Here is an 18,674-nt window from a genome sequence, read left to right as displayed (position 1 = left end):
CTCATCGACGTTCTACCATCCAATGGTGAGTTCGCGATCGTCCGAGATGCCGGAAACGCCGAATGCGGCCTCGGGTGCGATGCGAGCTCGCGATGTGGACCGGGTTCGGGCCCGCACGCTGCTCGACGCGGCCTATGAAGAAGGTCAGCTCTGGGCGGAGGAGTATCACGATCGTTCCGACCGCGCCGGGACCGCTCGCACCATCGGACAGTTGCGGGGACTGGTCGCGGATCTGCAGCCCCCGGCGGGTGTGGCGGGCTGGTCCGATCCGCCCCGGCCGAATCCGGCACACCGGATCGGACGGTATCCGGACCACATCCGGGCTCGCGACGAGGATCGTGATCTGACCTGGCGCGCCCTGGACGTGGCCTTGGCCGACGGGCAGCTCTCGACCGAGGAACACCGCACCCTCACCGAGCTGACCGCCGAGGCCAAGACCCTGGGCGACCTCGCCGGACTGACCGAAGACCTGCAGAAACCCGCGCCCGCCCCGATCGATCCGCGATCGAAGATCCGCCCGCGGGCGGCCTGGTTCGCCGGTGCGATGGTCGTCGTCGCCATCGCCGCGGCGGTCGGCGGTTATCGGCTGACCCATCGATCCTCGCCGCCGCTCGCGCCGGTGTCGGCTCCGGTGCCGCAGGCCGTGCAGCCGCTGGTGATCGAGACTCCTGATCTGACCACCGCTGCCGGATTCGACAAGTTCCGGAGCCTCTACCGGGCGAAATTCGGCGATACCGCGGTCGACCAGGTGAGCTTGTTCCCCGAGTACGCCTCGATCGATCGCACCACCCTCGCGCAGCCGAATCGGGTTGCCGACTACGACTATCGGGGCGGCTTCCTGGCCACGAGCGCGATGACGACTCGGGAGAAGGACAAGCCGATCCTCGATCTGGCCACGGTGAACGTGGCCGCGCTGGGTGATCTGATCAACCGCTCGGTCGCGCTGACGAAGGTCGAGGGCGGCGCCGTGAGCCACATCATCATGGATATCGACAGCATCACCGAGGCGCCGACGATCAGCGTCTACGTCGGCAACAAGTTCAACGAGCGCGGATATGTCGAGGCCACGCCCGCCGGGCAGCTCATCCGCGTGTCCCCCTTCGGCGATTAGGCGAAGCTGATGCAAACCTCCCGTTCCGCGACGTCCGGGCGTACCGGTTCGTCTTCGGGAACCGTGAACGGCGCACTGCGCGTTCGCGATTCGGATCGTGTGGATGCCTGTGCGGTCCTGGATGCCGCGCGTGCGGACGGTCAGTTGACCGAGTCCGAACACGCCGAGCGCACCCGATCCGCGATGCGCGCACGCACCTTCGCCCAGTTGGACGCCGTACTCCACGATCTGCAGATCCCGGCGAATCTGGTCGATACGCCGGTGGCCAGTCCGGCCCGACGCCGCTCCTCGCGACGATGGCTGCCGGCGACCGCCGTGGTGGTGGCCGCGGCGCTGATCGGCATGCTGTGCGGCTGGGCGAGCAGCGACGACGGACCCGTCGCGAGTCACAAGACGCCGGATATGACGACCGCCGCCGGAATCGAAGCCTTCCTCGCCGCCTACCGCGCCCATTTCGGCGACCTGCGCGCGGACGAGATAGTCCTGCACGCGAACACCGCGTCGATCGAGCGGCCTGCCGCGAACGACCCGTCGAAGTCCGAAAGGATCTCGTACCGAGGGAATTTCGACAGCTGGACGACCACCGGACGCGAGCCGGATCTGCAGCCGATCGATCTGGGCAAGCTCGACACTCCGAAGCTGGCCGCCCTGCTGGCCGGTGCGGCGCAGTCGGTCGGCGCGCCCGGGGCATCGATCAGCCACGTGATGATCGACCGAACCACGCTCGGCGAGGGGAAACAGCCGGCCGTGACCATCTACATCCAGGGCCCGCACAGCGGATTTCTCATGGTCGACCTCACCGGCGAGCCGCTGTACATCTCCAAGGCGCACGCCTAGAGGGCGGTCCATCGCGGCCTAGCAATATGTGATGTACATCACTTGAAAGCTCTGTCACGACGACGTCGGAGGACGTGTCCAACCCGGTGTAAGCACTTCTACCGGAAGGATCCGCGATGCCTGCCATCGACGTTCTCGACTCGTTCATGAACTACTCCGACACCGGCGAGGGTGGCGTGCCGGTGGTTTTCCTGCACGGCAATCCCACGTCTTCGTACTTGTGGCGCAATGTGATTCCGCATGTGAGCGGTGCGGTGCGGACGCTGGCGCCGGATCTGATCGGGATGGGGGAATCGGGTAAGCCCGATATCGACTATCGGTTCGCCGACCACGTGCGCTATCTGGACGCCTGGTTCGATGCGCTGGGGCTGGACGAGGTCGTGCTCGTCGGGCACGACTGGGGTGGGGCGCTGGCCATGGATCGGCTGGCGCGGTATCCGGAGCGGGTGCGCGGGATCGCGGTGATCGAGACCTTCCTGCGCCCGCTGAGCTGGGCGGAGATGCCGCCGCAGGGCGCGGAGCTGTTCCGCCGGTTCCGCTCGCCGGAGGGTGAGCAGCTGATCCTGCAGGAGAACATGTTCATCGAATTCAACCTGCCCTTCGGCGCGAAGAGTCTGACCCCGGCCGATCTGGACGTCTACCGCGCGCCCTACCCGACGCCCGAGTCCCGTCGTCCGATGCTGATGTGGCCCAGGGAGATTCCGTTCGACGGCGAGCCCGCTGACGTCGCCGAGATCATGGTGAACTACGGCCGTGCGATGGCCGACACCCCGCAGATCCCGAAACTGCTGATGGCCGTCGAGAACGGCATCGGTATGGGCGGGAACGAGACTATCGACTGGGCGAGAACCACATTCGCCAACATCGAGACGGTCGGCATCGGCCCCGCGGGACACCACGCGCCCGAGGATCAGCCCGATGCGATCGGCACGGCGGTGGCGCGGTGGCTGCGCGCGCACGACCTGTCCGGAGCTGCCACATCGGCCGAGGTGATTTCGCACTGAGTGGGCGTCCCCGTGCTTGCGTGACCGGCCGATCCGTCGAACCATGGTGGGGTGAGCATCGGATCGGCCGCAGCGCCGTTCACGCAGGAGCCCGTCCCCGGCGAGGCGGATCTGGTCGCGCGGGCGGTCGCCGGTGACGCGGCCGCGGTCACCGAGGTGGTCCGGCTGTTGCAGGATCCGCTGTACCGGCTGGCGCTGCGGATGACCGGCCGCCCGCCCGACGGCGAGGACGCCACCCAGGAGATCCTGCTGCGCGTGCTGGACAATCTGTCCACTTGGCGCGCCGAGGCCCGGCTGCTGACCTGGGCGTATCGCATCGGCGTGAACCATCTGCTGAATCTGCGCCGCCGCAGCCCGCAGGAACGCGCCCAGCTCTCCCTGGACGAATTCGCCACCGATCTGCGTGACGGCCTCGCCGAACAGGATCACCGCGGCCCCGAGGCGACCCTGCTGACCCGCGAGGTCCGCCTGACCTGCAGCCAGGCCATGCTGCAGTGCCTGAGCCGGGACGAACGCGTCGCCTTCGTGCTGAGCGAGGTCTTCGAATTCGACTCGTCCGCGGCGGCGTGGATTCTCGGCACGACACCGGTCGCCTATCGAAAACGTCTGCAGCGAGCCAAGAAACGCCTCGGCGACTTCCTGAACTCCACCTGCGGCCTGGCGAATCCGAAGGCCGCGTGCCGTTGCGCCCGCCGGGTCGACAAGGCCGTCGAACTCGGGCGCGTCGACCCGCGCCGCCCCGCCTACGCCACCCACTCGATCACCCCCGGCGGTCGCACGGCCGCCGCGGCCGAACAACAGATGGTCGGCCTGCACGACGCCGCGGCCGTATTGCGCGCGCATCCGGACTATGCCGCGCCCGAGGTGCGCAGGGATGTGGTCGCCGCCCTGCTCGATTCGGGACGTTTCCCGATGCTGGAACCTCCACGCGACTGAGTCGACGCGCGGTGGTGAGTGCCACGGTTCCGGGTAGGCCGATCGAAGGAAAGGCAGGTACACCCGATGAGCAGAACGGATATCGTGCGGGCGCTGCTGGATCGCGCCGGTACCAGCTATGCCCGGCAGGCCGGGATCGAACCGGCCGACGAACCCGCGCCGCTGTTCCAGCTGCTGATGCTCGCGGAATTGCTGAGTACCCGCATCGCCGCGGATATCGCGGTGGCCGCGACCCGGGAGCTGATCGACTCCGGCTTCACCACCCCGCGACTCGTCGCCGAGGCGGACTGGCAGGACCTGGTCGATGCGCTGGGGCGCGGGCACTACCGGCGCTACGACGAATCCACGGCCACCCGTCTCGGCGGCAACGCCACCTTCCTGCTCGAGCGCTATCACGGTGATCTGCGCCGTCTGGCGAGCGACGCGGACGAGGATCCGGGTCGGCTGGCCGAGCTGCTACAGCAGTTCAAGGGCATCGGCCCGGTCGGCGCGGATATCTTCCTGCGGGAGATCCAGGACGTGTGGACCTGGGTGCGGCCGCATTTCGACGATCGGGCCAGGCAGGGGGCCGAGCGGCTGGGCCTGCCGGTCGATCCGGCGAGTCTGGATCGGCTGAGTCCGTCGGGTCGCGATGCGGAGTTCGCCGCCGCACTGGTGCGCGTCACCCTCGACCGCGATCTCGCCGATGCGGTGCTCGCCGAGGCCGGGTAGTCCGGAACCTCGTCTACCAGGTGGTTTCGGTCGCCGAGGCGGTCTGGGAAAATAATTCGGCCGGGCGGGAATGGATGAGGCGGGCCGCTCGTTGGACTGGATCGACGCAAAGTTGAGCGCCTAAGACTCAAGTTACTGGTTGACTCGGACCCCGAGTGGATGCAAGATTGAGTCGACCACGCTCAGTATTGCTGAGGACCGTGCTCCAGGCGGTGTCGGGGTGAGGTCCGGTGGTTGCCGTCCGGCAGCCGCGGCAGGCGTCTGCCCTGCATCGCCACATATAGGTACGTCACATAGGAGGAACACAATGGCTCGTGCGGTCGGTATCGACCTCGGGACCACGAACTCTGTCGTCGCCGTTCTCGAAGGCGGCGAACCGGTCGTCGTCGCCAACTCGGAAGGATCGCGGACGACTCCGTCGATCGTCGCGTTCGCGAAGAACGGCGAGGTGCTCGTCGGCCAGCCAGCCAAGAACCAGGCCGTCACCAACGTCGATCGCACCATCCGCTCGGTCAAGCGCCACATCGGCACCGACTGGAGCGTGGACATCGATGGCAAGAAATACACCCCGCAGGAGATCAGCGCGCGCGTGCTGATGAAGCTCAAGCGCGACGCGGAGTCCTACCTCGGTGAGGAGATCACCGACGCGGTCATCACCGTCCCGGCGTACTTCGAGGACGCACAGCGCCAGGCCACCAAGGAAGCCGGCCAGATCGCCGGTCTGAACGTGCTGCGCATCGTCAACGAGCCCACCGCCGCGGCTCTGGCCTACGGCCTGGACAAGGGCGACAAGGAACAGACCATCCTGGTCTTCGACCTCGGTGGCGGCACCTTCGACGTCTCGCTGCTGGAAATCGGCGAGGGCGTCGTCGAGGTCCGCGCCACCTCCGGTGACAACCACCTCGGTGGTGACGACTGGGACGAGCGCGTCGTGCAGTGGCTGGTCGACAAGTTCAAGGGCTCCAGCGGCATCGACCTGACCAAGGACAAGATGGCGATGCAGCGGCTGCGTGAGGCCGCGGAGAAGGCCAAGATCGAGTTGAGCTCCTCGCAGAGCACCTCGATCAACCTGCCCTACATCACCGTGGACGCGGACAAGAACCCGCTGTTCCTGGACGAGCAGCTGACCCGCTCGGAGTTCCAGAAGATCACCTCCGATCTGCTGGACCGCACCCGTCAGCCGTTCCAGTCGGTCATCAAGGACGCCGGCATCTCGGTCTCCAATATCGATCACGTTGTGCTCGTTGGCGGTTCGACCCGTATGCCCGCCGTTTCCGAGCTGGTCAAGGAACTGACCGGCGGCCAGGAGCCCAACAAGGGCGTGAACCCGGACGAGGTCGTCGCCGTCGGCGCCGCACTGCAGGCCGGTGTGCTCAAGGGTGAGGTCAAGGACGTCCTGCTGCTCGATGTGACCCCGCTGTCGCTGGGCATCGAGACCAAGGGCGGGGTGATGACCAAGCTCATCGAGCGCAACACCACCATCCCGACCAAGCGCTCGGAGACCTTCACCACCGCCGACGACAACCAGCCGTCGGTGCAGATCCAGGTGTTCCAGGGTGAGCGCGAGATCGCTTCGCACAACAAGCTGCTGGGCTCCTTCGAGCTGACCGGCCTCCCGCCGGCCCCGCGCGGCGTGCCGCAGATCGAGGTCACCTTCGACATCGACGCCAACGGCATCGTGCACGTGACCGCGAAGGACAAGGGCACCGGCAAGGAGAACAAGATCAAGATCCAGGACGGCTCCGGCCTGTCCAAGGAGGAGATCGACCGGATGGTCAAGGACGCCGAGGCGCACGCGGCCGAGGACAAGACGCGTCGCGAGGAGGCCGAGACCCGCAACCAGGCCGAGTCCCTGGTGCACCAGACCGAGAAGTTCATCAAGGACAACGAGGACAAGGTGCCCGCGGATATCAAGGGCAAGGTCGAGTCGGCCATCACCGAGGCGAACGAGGCCCTGAAGGGCACCGACATCGCGGCCGTCAAGACCGCGGTGGAGAAGTTGGCCGCCGAGTCGCAGGCCCTGGGTCAGGCGATCTACGAGGCGTCGTCGGCCGATGCGGCAGCATCGGGCAACGGTGCTGCTCCCGAATCCGATGACACGGTCGTCGACGCGGAGGTCGTGGAAGAGCCGGAGAAGAAGTGACGGAAAACAATCCGGAATCCGAACCGGTCACGATCGTGGACAACCGCAAGGTCGATCCGGTCACTGGTGAGGTTCGCCAGGCCGCGGCGTCGCAGGACGCCGCGGCCGAGGGTGGAGCCGAATCGGCGGCCGAGGCCGAGGTGCACGCCGATCCGGTCCATGCCGAATTGGCCGAGCGCACGGCCGATCTGCAGCGCCTGACCGCCGAATACGCCAACTATCGGCGGCGGACCGAACGCGACCGCAAGGCCGCGATCGACACCGCCAAGGCGTCGGTCGTCACCGAACTACTCGGTGTGCTGGACGATCTGGATCGCGCTCGCGCACACGGCGACCTGGAATCCGGGCCGCTGAAGTCCGTGGCGGACAAGCTGTCCGAGGCGCTGCAGAAGCAGGGCCTCGAGCAGTTCGGCACGGAGGGCGAGTCGTTCGACCCGACCCTGCACGAGGCCGTGCAGCACGAGGGCGAGGGCCACGATCCGGTGATCGGTGTCGTGATGCGCAAGGGGTACCGCTTCGGCGACCGGGTGCTGCGGCACGCGCTTGTCGGGGTGACCGATGGGGTAACAGATCTGGTGACAGGAAATGCTGGCACCGATGACGACGACCATTGAGCAGCGGACATCTGAGCTGAGGAAAGGAGGAGATGCCTGGTGAATCGTGAGTGGCTCGAGAAGGACTTCTACAAGGAGCTGGGTATTTCCTCCGGCGCCACCCAGGACGAGATCAAGAAGGCCTATCGCAAACTGGCCCGGGACCTGCATCCGGACAAGAATCCGGGTGACGCGAAGGCCGAGGAGCGGTTCAAGGCCGTCAGCGAGGCGCATGCCGTGCTGTCCGATCCGGAGAAGCGCACGGAGTACGACGAGGCCCGGAAGTTGTTCGCCAGCGGCGGTTTCGGTCGTGGCGGCTTCTCACCCGGTGGTGGCGGCGGCTACGGACAGGGTGGATTCAACGAGTTCAACCTGGGCGACATCTTCGGTGGCGCAGCCGGTTCCACCGCGGACGGCGGGCTCGGCGATATTCTCGGCGGCCTGTTCAACCGCGGCCCCGGCGGTACGACGCGCACCTCGACCCGGCCGCGGCGCGGCAGTGATGTGGAGACCGAGACCAATCTCGGCTTCCGCGAGGCCGCGCAGGGCGTCACCGTGCCTCTGCGGATGACCAGCCCGTCGCCGTGTACGACCTGTCACGGCAGCGGCGCGAAGCCCGGTACGAGTCCGCGAGTCTGCCCGCACTGCAACGGAACCGGCGTCATCAGCCGGAACCAGGGTGCGTTCGGATTCAGCGAACCGTGCGAGGACTGCCGCGGCACGGGGTCGATCATCGACGATCCGTGTGTGGACTGCCGCGGTACCGGCATCCAGAACCGGACCCGCACCATCACGGTGCGGATTCCGCCGGGTGTGCGGGACGGTCAGCGAATTCGCCTGGCGGGCCAGGGCGAAGCAGGTCTGCGCGGTGCGCCCGCGGGTGATCTGTTCGTCACCGTGCACGTCAGCCAGGACAAGGTCTTCGGCCGCAACGGCGACGATCTGACCCTGGTGCTGCCGGTCAGCTACAGCGAATTGGTGCTCGGCACAACGGTGTCCGTGCCCACGCTGGAGGGCCGGGTCGGCGTGAAGGTGCCCGCGGGCACCGCCGACGGCCGTACCCTGAGAGTGCGCGGGCGCGGTGTGCCCAAGCGCTCCGGTGGTGCGGGCGATCTGCTGGTGACGGTCAAGGTCGCGGTTCCGCCGAAGCTGGACGACGAGGCCTCCGAGGCGCTGCGGCGTTACGCGGAGGCGGAGAAGGCCGGTGGGTTCGACCCGCGAGCTGGATGGGCAGGTGCGTAATGTCCGGTCATGCAGGGGCTTCACCCCCACAGCCGCCCGGTAACGACCGGGGTGGAGCAGGCGCCGAGTACTTCGTGATCTCGGTTGCCGCCCAGCTGGCCGGTATGCACGCGCAAACGCTGCGCACCTACGACCGGCTGGGTCTGGTCACCCCGCACCGCACCTCGGGCGGGGGCCGGCGCTATTCGAACCGGGATGTGGAGTTGCTCCGCGAGGTGCAGCGCCTGTCCCAGGACGAGGGCGTCAACCTGGCCGGTATCAAGCGCATCATCGAACTGACCAACCAGGTCGAGGCGCTGCAGCAGCGGGTCGGCGAGCTCTCCGACGAGGTCGAGCGCCTGCGTTCGGCCTACCGCCCCGATCTGACTCCGCCGCAACGCAGCACCGCACTCGTGGTCTGGCAGCCGCGCAACAAGCGCCGCTAGATCGCGAAATATCCACCGAGACAGCGCCCCTGGTGACAGGGGCGCTGTTTTCGTAGCTGGGGGAGCGGCCTCCCGGCAGTGCACCGCACGGTGATTGGTTGCGAGAGGTGTGCTGTGTCCGCGGGGCGAGCATTGTGTGATGTGGCACTGGGGCGGCTGCGCCGGAATCCGCGATCGGGTGGCGAGAATGTTGCCGGAGCGGTGAACCCGGGCGGTCCGGTGGTCGAGATCGAGTGGTGATCGATTGCAGGGAGATCGCTGTAGAAGTGAGTCTTTCAAAATGAATCATGTTGATTCGGTGACGACCGGGCGGGGAATGACCGAATTTACTGGGCAAACGGTTGGTTTATCGGTGGCGACACCTGCGTTGAGCAGGTTCGGGGGGAATTACACGTGGGTTGTTCGGGCGGTTTGGTCCGTTGCTGGCAAACCTCGCCTACACTCTGATCGCATCGGCTGCTGCCGGGTTTCTGGACGGCGTGCTACTCGTGGCCGTGCTCGTATTCGAGTGCGAAATGGGGTTGTGAGACAGATGGATTCGCGTGCCGCCGCCTTGGTCAGGACGACGTTCAAAGCGGTTGCTGCGGAGGAGGCGGGGCCTGAGGAAGTGGCGGGATCGTTCTTCGCGATCCTGTTCAGCGCGCAACCGCAGCTGCGCGAGTTCTTTCCCGCATCCCTGGACACTCAGCGTGAGCGCCTGGTCTCCGCGCTCGCCCATGTGGTGGATCGGCTCGAGGAGCCCGACGAGCTGCTGCCGTTCCTCGCGCAGCTCGGACGCGATCACCGCAAGTTCGGCATCGCGCCGGAACATTATCCGGCCGTGGGGAAATCGCTGATCACGGCGGTGCGTGCGCATGCGCGCACGGAATTGTGGACCGAGGAGGTGGAGCACGCCTGGCAGGAGTGCATCACCCTGATCACGCGCACCATGATCGTGGGGGCGCAGGATTGCGGCACGCCCGCGGTGTGGACCGGCACGGTGGTCGAACATCACCGGGTGCTGGACGATCTCGCCGTCGTGCGGGTGCGGTTGGATCAGCCGATGCGGTACGCCGCCGGTCAGTACCTGAGCGTGCAGGTCCCGTCCCGGCTGCGGATGTGGCGGTATCTGTCCCCGGCCGGTCCGTCGAATGCCGAGGGGGAGATCGAATTCCACGTGCGCGCCCGCACCGGCGGCTGGGTCAGCCCGGCCCTGGTCGGGCACACCGCGGTCGGCGACCAGTGGCTGTTGAGTGCGCCGATGGGCGGGCTCGGCATCCCCCGCAACACCCGGCGCAAACTGCTGATGATCGGCTGCGGCACCGGAATCGCCCCGCTGCGAGCGCAACTCGTGGCGATGGCGCGTCGCCGGTCCAATCCGCGGGTGCATCTGTTCGTCGGCGGGCATCACCCGTGCGACCTGTACGACCTCGTGACATTGAGTGAATTGGCCGCGGCCAACAAATGGCTGACCGTCACGCCGATCGTCGAGAGCGAGGAAAACCCTTGGTGGTACTTCGATTCCGGTGATCCGACCCCGGACCTGCCGGGTCTGGACCCGCGCCGCACCGGCCAGATCGGCGCTGTCGTAGCGGGTTACGGCCCGTGGGCCGATCGTGACGTGCAGATCTCGGGCTCCCCGTCGATGGTGCAGACCACCAAATTCCGCCTGATGGCCGCGGGTACACCTGCCGTCAACATCCGCCACGACCCGTTGTTCTGAGAGACCTCAAACCCCTTCGTAGCGAATGGCTTCCGCGGGGGTGCCGGTCTGGATCAGGCGATCGATGGTCGCCGTGGTCATCCCCGGCGAACCGCACACCAGGATCTGGTGGTGCTCCAGCGGCCCCATCTCCCCGACGACGTCCGCGAGAGTGCCCTCCAGCATCTCGTCCACATCGAACCCCACGTCCACCCGGCAGCTCTCGTACCAGGGGTCTTCCCAGGTCGGATCGTCGGGACTCTCCACCACGGGAACGACCGTCAGCCAGGGCAGTTCGCCGGTCAGCAGGTAGAGCATGTCCGAGGCGTACAGGTCGCGGGGTGAGCGGCCGCCGATGAACAGGTGGGTGCGGGGCGGTTCCGGGCGACGGGAGATCTCCAGCAGGATCGAGCGCAGCGGCGCCAGACCCGTACCGCCGGCCAGCATCACCACATCGGTCGCGTCGTTGTCGACCGACAGCCAGCCCGCCGGATCGGTGATCCGCCATTCGTCGCCCGGCTGGGTGTCCGCGACGATCGATCCGCTGCACCACCCGCCCGGCACGGTCCGGACGTGGAACTCCAGCTTGCCGTCCCGGGAGGGCGCCAGGGCGGGCGACAGGCGCCGCCGCAACCCGGGATGCTGCGGAATCTGCACCTCGACCGACTGGCCCGCGACGAACGGCACGTAGTCACCGATCAGCCGCACCACCGCGATGTCGTGCCGCAGACGGTGGTGCCCGACCACCGTCGCGGCCCATTCGGTGGGCGCGCCGAGGTGGATCTCGCCGGTCTCATCGGGGCCGAGGGTCATACACCATCCCTGTTCGTCGAAATACCTTGTCCTGCGGTCGAATCGATCGGCTGCGGATCACACCGGATCCGCGGTGATGGCCCATTCCGGTGTGCCGACCGCCACCAGTGCCCGGGTGGTGGCCGCGATCATCCGGGGCGATCCGGCGATCTGGATCTGCCGATCGGACCAGGAACCGAAGCTCGCCACCACCGCACCCAGATTACCGATCAACCTGCGGTGCATGCCGAACGGCGGGTCGGCCGGGGGATGCGGATACCACCAGGGGTTGGATGCGTTCTCGCACACCGGAATCACGGTCAGCCACGGATTGCTCAGCGACAGCTGCCACATGTTCTCCACGTCGTACAGATCGCACGGATACTGCCCGCCCATGAAGAAGTGCACCCGCGGATTGTCACCGCGCCTGCCCATCTCGATGAGCTGCGCGCGCAGCGGTGCGATACCGGTGCCCGAACCGATCATCAGCACATCGGTGCCGCTGTCGCGGTCCACGTGCAGCCCGCCCAGCGGCCCGGCGATCTGCCAGACGTCCCCCGCCTCGGTCTCGGCGACGATGGCCGGGCTCACCCAGCCGTTCTCCACCTTGCGGACGTGGAATTCGATCTCCCCGTAGGGATTCGTCGGAATCGCGGGCGAGAGGTACCGCCACATCTTGGGCCGCTGCGGAACCGACACCGGGACGTACTGTCCGGCCTGATAGGGAATCGGCGTCTCGGATTGCAGCCGCACGATCGCCAGATCCTCCAGCACCTGCCGGTGTCCGACCACCGTCGCCTCCCAGAAGGGCTGGGAGGTATCGGAATTCGCGCCGATGGCCATCGAGGCGGAGACCAGGATGCCGATATCGCGCCAGCCCTCCTCGAGTTCGCGGGACCAGCCGCCGATGCCGAAGTAGGTGCGGAACGCGGCCACCAGTGCGCGGCCGGCGATATCGTAATGTGCCGCCTCGACCCCGTACTTGCGGTGGTCGCGGGCGAGTTGTTCGAGGAAGTGCTGGGCGCGGTCCCAGTCCTCGAGATGGTCGAGCACGAACTGCACGGCGGTCATCACGCGTTTGGGCTGCATGTCCATGGCGGGCGGGAACAGCTCCCGCAGCCGAGGATTCTCCCCGAACATATGGCCGTAGAACGCGCTGACCAGCCGTTCCGGCCCGTTCGGCGCTTCGATGACGGACCGGAAATTGGCGCGGACCAGCGCAGCCGAACGCGCATCCACGACTCGAGCTTCCTTTCTCATAGAACGGTCCGGACCGCAGGCCCGGACCGGCTCGGGTTCCAGTATCCCCGAAAAAACCGTGGTCGCACGGTTATGAGGTCTTGACGGTACCCAACCTCGCTGAGGGCGAAACGCCGTGGTCGGGTGGTTCGCGGGGCTAGCGTGGGGGAAGCGGTCCCCGGTGGCATTGCGTGAGCCGCCGAAAAGAATCAAACTTGAGCGGAACAGACTCAACTTCTACTGCGTTGAACTGATCGGAAGCAGCCGGACGAGGCTGCGCAGAGACGACAAGTAGGAAGGTGATCGTGGACTCGTTCAATCCCACCACCAAGACCCAGGCGGCGATGACCGCCGCACTGCAGTCCGCATCGGCCGCGGGCAATCCGGAGATCCGTCCGGCGCACTTGCTGGTGGCGTTGCTGGATCAGACCGACGGCATCGCCGCCCCGCTGCTCGAGGCCGTCGCCGTCGATCCGGCCACGGTCCGGCGCGAGGCCCAGGACATCGTGGACCGGCTGCCGCGCGCCAGCGGCGCCACCACCACACCTCAGCTGGGGCGCGAGGCCCTCGCGGCCATCACCGCCGCACAGCAGCTGGCCACCGAACTCGGCGACGAGTACGTCTCCACCGAACATCTGATGGTCGGCCTGGCGCGCGGCGATTCCGATGTGTCCCAACTACTTCTGAAGTACGGCGCGACCGCGGACGGGCTGCGGGAGGCGTTCACCGCGGTGCGCGGCAGCGCCCGCGTCACCTCGCCGGACCCCGAGGGCAGCTATCAGGCGCTGGAGAAGTACTCCACCGATCTGACCGCCGCCGCCCGCGAGGGCAAACTGGACCCGGTCATCGGCCGCGATACCGAGATCCGGCGCGTGGTACAGGTTCTGAGCCGCCGCACCAAGAACAATCCGGTGCTGATCGGTGAGCCCGGCGTCGGCAAGACCGCGATCGTGGAGGGCCTGGCCCAGCGCATCATCGCCGGTGACGTGCCGGAGTCGTTGCGCGGCAAGCGCTTGGTCTCGCTCGACCTGGGCGCGATGGTCGCCGGGGCCAAGTACCGAGGTGAATTCGAGGAGCGGCTCAAGGCCGTGCTCGAGGAGATCAAGCAGAGCGCCGGGCAGATCGTCACCTTCATCGATGAGCTGCACACCATCGTCGGCGCGGGCGCGACCGGCGAGTCGGCCATGGACGCGGGCAACATGATCAAGCCGATGCTCGCGCGCGGCGAGCTGCGTCTGGTCGGCGCGACCACGCTGGACGAATACCGCCAGCACATCGAGAAGGATCCGGCGCTGGAGCGGCGGTTCCAGCAGGTGCTGGTCGGCGAGCCGTCGGTGGAGGACACCGTCGGCATCCTGCGCGGGCTCAAGGAGCGGTACGAAGTGCACCACGGTGTGCGCATCACCGACTCCGCGCTGGTCGCCGCGGCCACGTTGTCGGATCGGTACATCACCTCCCGGTTCCTGCCGGACAAGGCGATCGACCTGGTCGACGAGTCGGCCTCGCGGCTGCGGATGGAGATCGACTCGCGTCCGGTGGAGATCGACGAGGTCGAACGCGCGGTGCGACGGCTCGAGATCGAAGAGGTCGCCCTGGCCAAGGAGACCGACGCGGCATCCAAGCAGCGCCTGGAGAAATTGCGTCAGGAACTGGCCGACGACCGCGAGAAGCTCAACCAGCTGATGGCCCGCTGGCAGAACGAGAAGCAGGCCATCGATGGTGTGCGCGTGATCAAGGAGGAACTCGAATCGCTGCGCGGCGAATCCGAGCGCGCCGAACGCGACGGTGATCTGGGCAAGGCCGCCGAACTGCGCTACGGGCGCATCCCGCAGTTGGAGAAGCAGCTGGCCGAGGCCGAGGAGAAGGCCGGGACCGCCGGCAGCGGCTCCGACGGCGAGGTGATGCTCAAGGAGGAGGTCGGCCCGGACGATATCGCCGAGGTGGTCTCGTCGTGGACCGGAATTCCGGTCGGGCGGATGCTCGAGGGCGAGACGCAGAAGCTGCTGCGCATGGAGGAGGAGCTGCGCGGCCGGGTGGTCGGGCAGGCCGAACCGGTGCGGGCGGTGTCCGATGCGGTGCGCCGCGCGCGTGCCGGGGTCGCGGATCCGAATCGGCCGACGGGATCGTTCCTGTTCGTCGGACCGACCGGCGTGGGCAAGACCGAATTGGCGAAGGCGTTGGCGGACTTCCTGTTCGACGACGAACGCGCCATGATCCGGATCGATATGAGCGAGTACTCCGAGAAGCACGCGGTGGCTCGCCTGGTCGGCGCGCCGCCCGGATACGTCGGCTACGACCAGGGCGGTCAGTTGACCGAGGCGGTGCGACGCCGGCCGTACACGGTGGTGCTGTTCGACGAGATCGAGAAGGCGCACCCGGACGTGTTCGACATCCTGCTGCAGGTGCTCGACGAGGGCCGGTTGACCGACGGCCAGGGCCGCACGGTCGACTTCCGCAACACCATCCTCATCCTCACCTCCAACCTGGGTGCGGGCGGCGACAAGGAGTTCGTGATGAATGCGGTGCGCGCCGCGTTCAAGCCGGAATTCCTCAACCGCCTGGACGATGTGGTGATGTTCCACGCGCTCGACGAGGAGGAACTCGAGGAGATCGTCGGCATCCAGCTGAACCAACTGCAGAAGCGTCTGGCGCAGCGGCGGCTCACCCTGGAGGTCAGCGATTCGGCGCGGTTCTGGCTGGCGGTGCGGGGCTACGACCCGGCGTACGGCGCCCGCCCGCTGCGTCGGCTGATCCAGCAGTCCATCGGCGATTCCCTGGCCAAGGAACTGCTGGCCGGCGAGATCACCGACGGCGATCTGGTGAAGGTCAACGTCTCCCCGGACGGTGACGGCCTGATTGTCGGCAGGTGAACAGGGCCATACGGCTGATCCTCGGATGTGGTCTGGATCTCCCCTAATCTGGAATGTATGACCACTCCGAGCGATCCGTGGGCACAGCGGCCGGATTCGCCCGACGCGCCGACCGAACATCTCGGAGCGCCGGGCGAGCCTGAGGGTATGCGTACGCCGGAGTACTCGGACGCATACGGGTCGACCGAGCCCTATCAGTACTTCGACCAGGCTCCCGGGCCGAATCCGACTCGGGAGCTGCCGCCGTATCAGAGTCAGTGGGGCGTCTACGAGGGGCCCGGTCCGGGCGAGGCCGCGTACGACACCCAGTGGATCGGTCCGGCCCGCACGACGCCGGTTCAGAACGGCCCGCAGCCGACGCTGGTCGGCCCGCCCGATCTGCCGCCGGACCAGCCCCCGCCGCACCGCGACCGGCGCGGCATGTGGGTGGGGTTGACGCTGGTGGCCTTCGCGGTGGTGGTGCTCGGCGCGGTCGCGGTCGGGTTGTTCCTGGGCAGTGATTCCTCGTCGTCCTCGACCGCCGGGGGCACCACGTACCGCAGCGCTCCCACCGGACTGCCGCTGTTCCCGCAGTCGCCCGATACGCCCGGCACCGGGACGACCACCGCGCCGCAGCTGCCCGGCCTGGGCGGCACCGCCGACGGCCTCGGCGCGACGATGGGCACCATCAGCGCCAACGACGGATCCACGCTGACCGTCGATTCGCTGTCCGGTTCGACCATCACCGTGCACACCGATGCCAAGACCGAGGTGATCGCGCTGGGTTCGAGCACCATCGCCGATCTGCATCCCGGCGATATGGTCGTGGTCCAGGGCGACAAGAACGCCGACGGTTCGATTCAGGCCAAGATCGTCATCGGCACCGCACTGCCCTCGCAGGGCACTCCCACGCCCACGCCGACCCGCTGATCCGCGGGCGGCCACGCACAACACGCAGTGCGCACACCACGCGCGGTGCGCGTGGCAACTAGACTTGTCCGCGATGACGGCAATGTGGTTCGGACTCGCGGCGATCGCACTGGTTGGTGCGATCGTGCTGCTGTATTTCGATCGGCTCCAGCGGCAGCGGACCGGTCACGTGCGTCAGGTCTGGGCGAAAGCTCAGGGCTACACCTATGTTTCGGTCGAACCGGCACTGGCGGCGACGTGGCGTCGCGGTGCGATGGCCAAACTCGGGTACCTGTCCGCGGTCGACGTGGTCTCCGGTAATCGCAAGGGCGAGAAGTTCGTTCTGTTCGATCTGGAGGACGCCGCGACGCTGGTCGCCGTGCGTCGGCAGATCGGCTCCGATATCGATATCGACCTGCGCCTCAAGACCGCCGCCCCGCCCAAGGACGCGGATCTGGAACTGCTCGGCGCCATCGGTGACCGAGTGGTGTTCGCGACCAATCCGGATATCGCCCGGCACGCGGTGGATCAGCGGATGGTCGCCTTCATCGAAACCCTTTCCGGCAGCGTGCAACAGCTGTGGAGTGAGGGCAACTGGACGCTCGGCGTGCTGCCGGTGGGCCTGTCCTCGCGGGAGTGGGAGGGCGCGGTCGACGCGGTGCTGCGACTGTCCGGTCTGCTGCACGTGCTGCCGCCGGTGGCCGGTGGCGCCGACTCCGGGGATCCCGATGTGCGTGATCCGGGACGTCCGCTTCCGCGCGCTCGCGACGAGGGCGAGGATCCGGAGGCGGACTATGACCAGGATCGGCCGGGCCCACGCGGTTACGGCGACTACGACCAGGACCGTCGCTACGACGACGAGCGCCGGTACGCCGAACGCCCCGATGCGGACCGCCGCTACGACGAGCGCCCCTACGAGCGCGACTTCGACGATCCGGACGACCGTGCCCACCCGTCCGCGCAACTCGGCGAATTCGATTCCGAGCGACGCGATTACGAGATTCCCGCCGACGAGTCCGACAGCGGGTACGCCTCGCTGGTGAACGATATCGCCGGGGAATCCGAACCGCCGCAACGTCGCCCGGCGCTGGCCGTGGTGCCCGATCCGCGCACCCGCGTCCGGCGCAACTGGCCCCCGGCCGAGGAGTCCTCGCCCGAGGACTCCGAACACCAGCCCGAGGAACCCGAATTCGCCGAGGACCTGCCCGAGGAGGAGTCCGACCGGCCCGGCGGCCCGTTCCACCCCGGCTTCCGCCCGTATCAGGGCCCCGCGCCGAGCTGAGCATCCGCGGTGCGTACCGCTGGTGAACGGTGGTCGGCACGGGTGCGCGATGATTAGGGCATGACCGAAACACCCGCCGCCCGCCTACCCGGCGCGAGCAGGCCCGTAGCCATGGTCACCGGTCCGACGTCCGGAATCGGCCACGCCTACGCGACGCGACTGGCCTCGCTCGGCTACGACCTGGTGCTGGTCGCCCGCGACGAGCAGCGTCTGGTCGCCCTGGGCGAGGAGATGAGCAGGCGTTTCGACACCCGGTCCCAGGTGCTGGCGGCGGATCTGGCCGACCGTGCCGACCGCGAGCGGGTCGCCGAGCGGCTGGGCGAGGGTGTCGAGTTCCTGGTCAACAATGCGGGCCTGGGCATCTCCGGCGAATTCTGGTCCAACGACTGGGAAAAGTTGCGGGCGCAACTGGACGTCAACGTCACCGCGGTCACGCAGCTGACCCACGCGGCCCTGCCGCCGATGATCGCCGCGGCGAAGGGCGCGATCGTGAACGTCGCCAGTGTCGCGGGTCTGATTCCGGGACGTGGATCGACGTATTCGGCGTCCAAGGCCTACGTCGTATCCTTGTCCGAAGGGCTGGCGGGCGGACTCGCAGGAACGGGAGTTCGAGTGCAGGCGCTGTGCCCCGGATTCGTCCACACCGAATTCCACGATCGGGCCGGTATCGATATGTCGTCGCTGCCGAAGCCGATGTGGCTCGATGTCGAGCAGGTAGTGGCGGGTTCACTGCGTGATCTGGAATCCAACCAGGTGGTCAGCGTGCCCGGCGCCCAGTACAAGGTGCTCACCACGGTGGCCGGGATGATCCCGCGCTCCCTGCTGGTCCGCGCCAGTCGGACCCTGTTCAACGCACGCGGTAGGACTTAGAGCGGCCAGGCCCGCAGCGGCCGGTCGACAGAAAGGACACGGCACACAAG

At 67.5% G+C, this 18,674-nt stretch carries 16 protein-coding genes; 14 read left to right on the top strand and 2 right to left on the bottom strand.

Annotated features, from left to right (window positions below):
- The first annotated feature begins 25 nt into the window (after positions 1–25).
- From ON40_RS31580 to ON40_RS31535, 10 genes are all read left to right on the top strand, one after another.
- The gene (locus ON40_RS31580) at positions 26–1,111 is read left to right on the top strand and encodes a DUF1707 SHOCT-like domain-containing protein (RefSeq protein ID WP_169541928.1); all 1,086 of its coding nucleotides are present in this window, start codon (positions 26–28) and stop codon (positions 1,109–1,111) included.
- 9 nt (positions 1,112–1,120) lie between these two features.
- Positions 1,121–1,948, top strand: coding sequence for a DUF1707 SHOCT-like domain-containing protein (locus tag ON40_RS31575; protein WP_083896065.1), 828 nt, complete (start codon positions 1,121–1,123; stop codon positions 1,946–1,948).
- A 116-nt stretch (positions 1,949–2,064) separates the two neighbouring features.
- Complete coding sequence (locus ON40_RS31570; protein ID WP_040828686.1) at positions 2,065–2,952, top strand: haloalkane dehalogenase; 888 nt, start codon at positions 2,065–2,067, stop codon at positions 2,950–2,952.
- A gap of 51 nt (positions 2,953–3,003) precedes the next feature.
- Entirely contained in the window at positions 3,004–3,888 is an 885-nt protein-coding gene (locus tag ON40_RS31565) for an RNA polymerase sigma factor (RefSeq protein WP_245568077.1), read from the top strand.
- Between the two features lie 66 nt (positions 3,889–3,954).
- A complete protein-coding gene (locus ON40_RS31560; protein WP_040828684.1) occupies positions 3,955–4,599 on the top strand; it encodes an HhH-GDP family DNA glycosylase in 645 nt (214 codons plus the stop codon).
- A gap of 307 nt (positions 4,600–4,906) precedes the next feature.
- On the top strand, positions 4,907–6,742 hold the full coding sequence (gene dnaK, locus ON40_RS31555; RefSeq protein WP_040828683.1) for a molecular chaperone DnaK: 1,836 nt from the start codon (positions 4,907–4,909) through the stop codon (positions 6,740–6,742).
- Positions 6,739–7,356, top strand: coding sequence for a nucleotide exchange factor GrpE (gene grpE / locus ON40_RS31550; protein WP_040828682.1), 618 nt, complete (start codon positions 6,739–6,741; stop codon positions 7,354–7,356). Before dnaK ends, grpE begins: the two co-directional genes overlap by 4 nt.
- 36 nt (positions 7,357–7,392) lie before the next feature.
- Entirely contained in the window at positions 7,393–8,577 is a 1,185-nt protein-coding gene (gene dnaJ / locus ON40_RS31545; protein ID WP_040828681.1) for a molecular chaperone DnaJ, read from the top strand.
- The gene (locus ON40_RS31540; RefSeq protein ID WP_040828680.1) at positions 8,577–9,002 is read left to right on the top strand and encodes a heat shock protein transcriptional repressor HspR; all 426 of its coding nucleotides are present in this window, start codon (positions 8,577–8,579) and stop codon (positions 9,000–9,002) included. The genes dnaJ and ON40_RS31540 overlap by 1 nt, the downstream gene beginning before the upstream one ends.
- A 532-nt stretch (positions 9,003–9,534) precedes the next feature.
- A complete protein-coding gene (locus tag ON40_RS31535) occupies positions 9,535–10,704 on the top strand; it encodes a globin domain-containing protein (RefSeq protein ID WP_040828679.1) in 1,170 nt (389 codons plus the stop codon).
- Between the two features lie 6 nt (positions 10,705–10,710).
- On the opposite strand, the gene ON40_RS31530 is transcribed toward ON40_RS31535, so the two are convergent.
- Positions 10,711–11,496 carry an FAD-binding oxidoreductase gene (locus tag ON40_RS31530; RefSeq protein ID WP_051193801.1) on the bottom strand — a complete coding sequence of 262 codons (786 nt, stop codon included), beginning with the start codon at positions 11,494–11,496 and terminating at the stop codon, positions 10,711–10,713.
- Between the two features lie 57 nt (positions 11,497–11,553).
- Positions 11,554–12,714, bottom strand: a complete 1,161-nt coding sequence (locus tag ON40_RS31525) for an FAD-binding oxidoreductase (protein WP_040828677.1) — start codon at positions 12,712–12,714, stop codon at positions 11,554–11,556.
- A 305-nt stretch (positions 12,715–13,019) separates the two neighbouring features.
- On the opposite strand from ON40_RS31525, the gene clpB reads away from it, so the two are divergent.
- The 4 genes from clpB to ON40_RS31505 all read left to right on the top strand — a co-directional run bounded on the left by clpB (position 13,020) and on the right by ON40_RS31505 (position 18,624).
- Positions 13,020–15,584, top strand: coding sequence for an ATP-dependent chaperone ClpB (gene clpB, locus ON40_RS31520; RefSeq protein WP_040828700.1), 2,565 nt, complete (start codon positions 13,020–13,022; stop codon positions 15,582–15,584).
- Positions 15,585–15,641: 57 nt separating this feature from the next.
- Complete coding sequence (locus ON40_RS31515) at positions 15,642–16,493, top strand: DUF5666 domain-containing protein (RefSeq protein WP_040828675.1); 852 nt, start codon at positions 15,642–15,644, stop codon at positions 16,491–16,493.
- A gap of 73 nt (positions 16,494–16,566) precedes the next feature.
- Entirely contained in the window at positions 16,567–17,754 is a 1,188-nt protein-coding gene (locus ON40_RS31510) for a TtfA family protein (RefSeq protein ID WP_245568076.1), read from the top strand.
- Between the two features lie 60 nt (positions 17,755–17,814).
- Positions 17,815–18,624: an SDR family NAD(P)-dependent oxidoreductase gene (locus tag ON40_RS31505; RefSeq protein ID WP_040828672.1), complete on the top strand. Its 810-nt coding sequence runs from the start codon at positions 17,815–17,817 to the stop codon at positions 18,622–18,624.
- Positions 18,625–18,674: the final 50 nt, after the last annotated feature.

This window comes from Nocardia jiangxiensis NBRC 101359 (genome assembly GCF_000308615.1).
Classification (GTDB): Bacteria; Actinomycetota; Actinomycetes; order Mycobacteriales; family Mycobacteriaceae; genus Nocardia; species Nocardia jiangxiensis.
The sequence above is the reverse complement of the archived record's forward strand: the minus strand, read 5'-3'. Positions and strand labels throughout refer to the sequence as shown.